The sequence below is a fragment of the Frankia sp. AiPs1 genome (genome assembly GCF_023716945.1).
Lineage (GTDB): Bacteria > Actinomycetota > Actinomycetes > Frankiales > Frankiaceae > Frankia.
The window spans coordinates 1-5,457 of the sequence record NZ_JAMQQF010000414.1 but is presented as its reverse complement, the minus strand read 5'-3'; the positions used below and the strand labels follow the sequence as shown (position 1 = coordinate 5,457).

Here is a 5,457-nt window from a genome sequence, read left to right as displayed (position 1 = left end):
CCCACACCAGGACGGCTGGTTCGCCCTCGCCGAGCCGATAGGACTGCGCGGCGAACCGTCGGCGGTCGTCGCCGTCCAGCGACCCCCGGGCGCCGCCGGGCCCCCACACACCTCCCCCGGGACCGTGCTGCCGGCGGGGGTCGGGGCCTTCACCGACTCCGAACGCAGCTTCGTGGCGGCGGTGGCCGGCGTGCTCGGTGCGGCGGCGGCCCGGTTCGCCGCCGAGCGGGAGATCCGCTACCGCTCGCAGCACGACATGCTCACCGGCCTGCCCAACCGGGCCTCGCTGCTGGAGCGGCTGCGCAGCAGCCTGGCGGCCGACCGCCGGGCGGGGGACGGCGAGGGTCGGGCGGGCGCGGGGCGCACCGGCATCGTGTTCGTCGACCTGGACAGCTTCAAGGCGGTCAACGACACCTACGGGCATCTGGCCGGCGACGCACTACTGCGCACGGTCGCCGGCCGGCTACGGGCCGCGGCGGGACCGTGCGACGTGGTCGCCCGCCTCGCCGGCGACGAGTTCGCCGTGCTCTGCATCCGGATCGAGTCGGTCGAGGCCGTCGAGCGGGTCGCCGCGCGGGTCCTGGCCGCCCTGGCCGAACCGGCGACGATCGACGGCACCACGGTGACCATCACCGCCAGCGCCGGCGTGGCCGTCTCCGGGCCCGGCCTCACCGACCCCGACCGCCTGCTCAACGCCTCGGACATCGCGATGTACGCCGCCAAGCGCGCCGGCGCCGGGCGCTGCGTCGTCCACCAGGACTGGATGCGCCTGAGCGCGGGTCCGACCCCCGCGCCGGCCGGGTAGGACGACAACGCGACGACGCTGAGACGCGACGGCGCTGCGACGCGACGACAGCGCAAGGACGGCGCAAGGACGGATCGAGGAAGGGCGTGCGCGCATGTGCCGACTTTTCGGGCTGACCGGGGCCCCGCGACGGACCCGGGCGACGTTCTGGCTGCTCGACGCCCCGGACAGCCTCGACGAGCAGAGTCACCGCAACCCCGACGGCACGGGCCTGGGGTACTTCGACGCCGACGGTCGGGCGGAGCTGTTCCGCCAGCCGATCGCCGCCTGGGAGGACCGCCAGTTCGCCGCGCGGGCGCGCCAGGCGCAGTCGACGACGTTCGTCGCCCACGTCCGGCACGCCTCCACCGGCGGGCTCGCGCCGCGCAACACCCACCCGTTCCGCCAGGACGGCCGGCTGTTTGCCCACAACGGGGTGATCGAGGGCCTCGACGTCCTGCAGGAGCACCTCGGCGCCGCGATGGCGGTGGTGGCCGGCGACACCGACTCCGAACGCCTCTTCGCTCTGATCACCCGGGAGATCCAGGTCGCCGGCGGTGACATCGGGGGCGGGATCACCGCCGCGGTCCGCTGGGTGGCCGCCACCCTGCCGGTCTACAGCATCAACCTGGTACTGATCACCCCCAGGGACCTGTGGGCGTTGCGGTATCCGGACACCAACCGCCTGTACCTGCTGCGGCGGTCCGCTGACGGACGGCCGCTGCACCACAGCGACGCCACGGGAGCGACCCGGATCCACGCGGCGGAGCTGGCGAGCGCGCCCGCCGTCGTCGTCGCCAGCGAACCCATGGACGATCATCCCAACTGGCGCCCGCTGCGCTCGGGCGAACTCGTCCACGTCGGCGCCGGCGGGCAGGTGCACTCCGTGACCGTCCTGCCCGATCCCCCGGCGCACCCGCTCACCCTCGCCGACCTGCGCCCCGAGGCGGCGACCTCGCAGCAGCCCCGCTGACCCGCCGCCCGTCCGGGGACGGAAGCCGCCCGCCCAGCCAGGCACGCCGCACGCCCACGGGCCCGAGCCCTCACGTCGCCGCCGGATGCACCCCACGGGCCAGCGGGAGTCCCGTTCAAGTCGCCAGGTTGTGGCGCCTGAGTAACGCTCCGAACGTCAGGGCACGTAGATGCTGTTGTGACCGGTGACGAGGCGGAGAAATACCAGTGGCACGACGAGAAGGATGAAGAAGGAGAGTTGGAAGACGGCGGTCCAGGCTCCGAAGCGGGCCAGTTCAAATTTCCAGCGTGATATGCCGACGACGTCGTAGTTCAGTCCGTCGTCGGTTGTGGTGATCGGGGCCTGGATCGGTGTTTCGAGCATTGCTGTTCCGCCGGGCTTGGTTGTGACGATGACGGCTACCGGCGCTGATTGCGGTGTCCGGGGCCGGGTCCACCGGTCGAGTCGGAACATGAGTTCGATACGGTTGAGGCCCCGATTGACGGGTTTCCCGGCGAGGTAGGCAACAACGTTGGGCCAGAAAAGCATGAGAGTGACGGGCCAGAGCAGCGGTTGGCGACCGCGCTCGAAGGCGATGACGGGGCCGAACCCTGGATTGTAGGTCCACCATCCGAAGTACGCCGAGAGGGTCTCCGCTGAGATGTCCCAGAGGAAGGTGACGGGTACCGACCAGACGATGACCGCTGTGAGCAGGCTCCAGCCACGTCTGTTCACCAGCCATTGGGCCAGCGTGAGGATCGCCCAGGCGTGGATGGTCCAGTAGATCGCGTAGGCGAAAGGCATGAAGTATGGTTCGGTCACTGTGTGATAGGGAAGCCAGTCCCAGGAGTAGTGGGCGAAGGAGGGGCTGTAGACGAGGTGCTGGCCCCAGTCACCCATGGTCTCCATCCAGCAGGTGAGGAGGGAGGAGAGGAGGAACAGAAAAGCCCAGGTGAGACGGCGTCGCCGCCAGCAGCCGACGGCCGCGGCGATGATGATGGCGCTGCCGAGTACGGGGACCAGCCAGTCGTAGGCCCAGACGGCGGGGGGATGTTCTATTCCGGCGGGGACGGCGGGATCGGCCAGCAGCATCAAGGTCTTCCTTTCCGCGGAGCACACCGGGGAACCAGGGATCCGCACCGTTTCCCAGCAAGATTCGGATGGGTATGGATCTGAGGATCAGGAGGCGGTCACGAGCTTGCCCGGGTCGAGGACGGGGTTGACCAATCGCCTGGACGGTGGCGGGCAGCGCGCCCACGGCGGTCAGGGCGAGTGCCACGCTGGATATCTTGTTCTGGCGCGCATAGTCCGCCATCGCGGCGAGAGTGGCGGGGAACCCGCCTGACCACATGAAGGCGGGACTCCCGGTCAGTTCGGCTGCCGAGGCGCCCGATACCGACACGTAGGGAATCCCGGCGGCGGTAATCGACGGCGCCATCGCGTCGCCCTGCGCGGTGATACCGACAACGACGGCGGCAACCTTGTCCTCCACCATCGTGTTGGCGCAGGCACGGGCCGACGCCGGATCTTCCTGTTCTTTGCACACAACCAGGTCGATCGGGCGACCGGCGATACCGCCGAGATGGTCGTTCGCGTATCTCACAGCCGCTTCGGCACCGGCCCGCACATCGGGCTGCGAGACGGTGCTTCCGCCTTCGTCGGCGATATAGCCGACCCGGACCGGCTCGCCGACCGCCTTCGTGCCTGGCGGCAGAGTGGCGGTCGGGGCACTGCTGGCGGCAGGAGGAGCGGTCCCACCGTCGCCACCGCTGCCGCAGGCCGACAGGCCGCAGAGGAGCAGGGCCGCACCGGCTAATGCGGTACCCGGATGGATTCCGGAAATATTTCGGCGCTTCTGGGGCCGGCCGATGGCTGGCATGGCAGCTCCGTTCTCGGGTCGCCGCTTTCCCTCGGGTGACGGCCGCGTCGATGGATGTGCGGGTTCCGGCGGTCGCCAGCGAGTGACCGCCTCAGCTACGGCAGGAGGCCGACATCGCAACCGGTTGACGACCCGGTTCTGGCCGTCTGCGGTCGCAGTGGGGATGCCTGCGACGGCAGGTCGGCCAGAGGCCCTCCCCCGCACCGCCCGCCATGTAGTGAAGCATGCTTCACTAGTTTGGTTATGATGTCAATCACACGATCGGGGGGCATTTCTGGAGCCTGATCGACGGCCCGTGCTCAGGGTGGCACTCGGGGCGCAGGCGGCGGGCTGACTCGCGGCGCACGACGGTGGACGCACGGTGACAGCCGTGGAGCCAGGACCAGCGCTGGGTACGCTTGCTTCATGGTGCGAGTCCGATCCCATGGATTCCGATCCCATGGATGAGGCGCCGCACGACGACAGCGTCGAGCCGGCCGACAGTCGGATCCGGCGGTTCTGGGAACGCTCGCTCCAGCGTCACGCCATCGACTTCGGCCAGTGGATTGTGCAGACCGGCTCTGAACGCGCGAAGGTGCGCGGCCACCCAGCACTACGACCGGCGCACAGCAACATCTTCACCCACATGGACCCGTCGGGAAGCCGGATGGCCGAGATCGCCCGTGCACAGGACGTATCGAAGAACGCGATCGGCCAACTTGTGGATGAGCTCGAAGATCTCGGCTATGTCGAGCGCGTGCCTGACCCGACCGATGGACGGGCCAAAATTCTGCGCTACGGAGAGAAGGGCATCCAGCTTCTCATCGACGCCATGGAGATCGGCGAGGAGATCAAACAGGATCTCGCCTCGATGATCGGCGATGAGAAACTCGCCCTGCTCGACGAGATCCTGGAGGAGATCGCCGTCAAGCTGGCCGCCCGTCGCACGCAGAACTTCACCGAGCCCACCGGGACCCACGAGGGGCCTGGTGCATTGCGGGAAGGCAAGAAATAACAGACTCTGCCGCGGGTAGGCGTCTCGAAGACGTCGTAGCGCTCGCGGGTAGAGATTTAGGCGCTGCTGCTGCGCGGCGACGCGCCGCTTGCGATCTGCGGTCCAGGTGGGCGGAGTCGCGGGCCTGCTGGCGCATCGTCGGGTGATGACCCGGCCGTTTCGTCGGATCCGAACGTTCGTCCTGCCGGAACTCCTGCCTTCTCGTCCCGCCTCGCCCGCCGCGCAGGCCAAGCGCCCTGCGCAGGACCGCACGCCGCAGGTTCAGAACCCACGGCAGGCCTCACACACCCATGAGGCCGGCGACGGACGAGGGCCCGAAACCGGGGCGGTCCTGCCGTCGGCAGGCTTCACGCCCGCGCTGCACGAGCAGGTCACGCGGGTCGCCGAGGCCACCGCGGGCCGCCTGGCGGAACCACTGCAGGTCTGGCTCACCCAGCAGTACGGCGAGAACCGGCTGGCAGCGGTGAACGACAACCGACGCAAGGCCGGCAAGCCGGCGGGCCGCGATCTGCGCGACCGCTGGAGGATCTCGGCCTGGCCGGTACGGGGCCACACCCGCACATCGAGATAGTTCTCTTCGATGACCTAGTGCACTATGATGCCCGTCACGGATGCCGGGTTCATCGTGGACGAGGGAGAACGGCGTGACAGAGACCACCTCTGACGGCGGACAGGCCGGGACGGGCGGCCAGGGCCCCTTGGCGGGGCTGCGGGTCGTCGATCTGTCGGGCAGCCTGCCCGGGGCGCTGGCGACGCTGTTCCTCGCCGACGCCGGGGCCGACGTCGTGCTGGTCGAGCCGCCCGGCGGCAGCGCGCTGCGCCGGCGGGTCGACTTGGCCGTCCACGGC

7 protein-coding genes are annotated in these 5,457 nt (G+C 69.6%); 5 read left to right on the top strand and 2 right to left on the bottom strand.

Annotated elements, in window-relative coordinates; all coding sequences use genetic code 11:
• Both ND748_RS24225 and ND748_RS24220 read left to right on the top strand, forming a co-directional pair.
• Positions 1–805 (top strand): GGDEF domain-containing protein (locus tag ND748_RS24225; RefSeq protein WP_251748269.1); only part of this gene is annotated, 805 nt, incomplete at its 5' end.
• A gap of 94 nt (positions 806–899) precedes the next feature.
• Complete coding sequence (locus ND748_RS24220) at positions 900–1,757, top strand: class II glutamine amidotransferase (RefSeq protein ID WP_251748268.1); 858 nt, start codon at positions 900–902, stop codon at positions 1,755–1,757.
• Between the two features lie 156 nt (positions 1,758–1,913).
• On the opposite strand, the gene ND748_RS24215 is transcribed toward ND748_RS24220, so the two are convergent.
• A complete protein-coding gene (locus tag ND748_RS24215) occupies positions 1,914–2,735 on the bottom strand; it encodes a hypothetical protein (RefSeq protein ID WP_251748270.1) in 822 nt (273 codons plus the stop codon).
• Positions 2,629–3,615 (bottom strand): ABC transporter substrate-binding protein, encoded by a 987-nt coding sequence (locus tag ND748_RS34730; RefSeq protein WP_251748267.1) that lies wholly within the window; start codon positions 3,613–3,615, stop codon positions 2,629–2,631. The genes ND748_RS24215 and ND748_RS34730 overlap by 107 nt, the downstream gene beginning before the upstream one ends.
• Positions 3,616–4,039: 424 nt before the next feature.
• Between ND748_RS34730 and ND748_RS24205 the strand changes: the two genes are divergently transcribed.
• The 3 genes from ND748_RS24205 to ND748_RS24195 all read left to right on the top strand — a co-directional run.
• Positions 4,040–4,609 carry a MarR family winged helix-turn-helix transcriptional regulator gene (locus ND748_RS24205; RefSeq protein ID WP_251748266.1) on the top strand — a complete coding sequence of 190 codons (570 nt, stop codon included), beginning with the start codon at positions 4,040–4,042 and terminating at the stop codon, positions 4,607–4,609.
• A 106-nt stretch (positions 4,610–4,715) separates the two neighbouring features.
• Positions 4,716–5,180 carry a hypothetical protein gene (locus ND748_RS24200; RefSeq protein WP_251748265.1) on the top strand — a complete coding sequence of 155 codons (465 nt, stop codon included), beginning with the start codon at positions 4,716–4,718 and terminating at the stop codon, positions 5,178–5,180.
• A 40-nt stretch (positions 5,181–5,220) separates the two neighbouring features.
• A partial coding sequence (locus ND748_RS24195; protein ID WP_285902625.1) for a CoA transferase occupies positions 5,221–5,457 on the top strand: 237 nt, incomplete at its 3' end.

Bases quoted from the DNA above. Each gene is read 5' to 3' on its own strand.
- ND748_RS34730 (WP_251748267.1), bottom strand. From the start codon at position 3,615: ATGCCAGCCATCGGCCGGCCCCAGAAGCGCCGAAATATTTCCGGAATC.
- ND748_RS24205 (WP_251748266.1), top strand. From the start codon at position 4,040: ATGGATTCCGATCCCATGGATGAGGCGCCGCACGACGACAGCGTCGAG.
- ND748_RS24220 (WP_251748268.1), top strand. From the start codon at position 900: ATGTGCCGACTTTTCGGGCTGACCGGGGCCCCGCGACGGACCCGGGCG.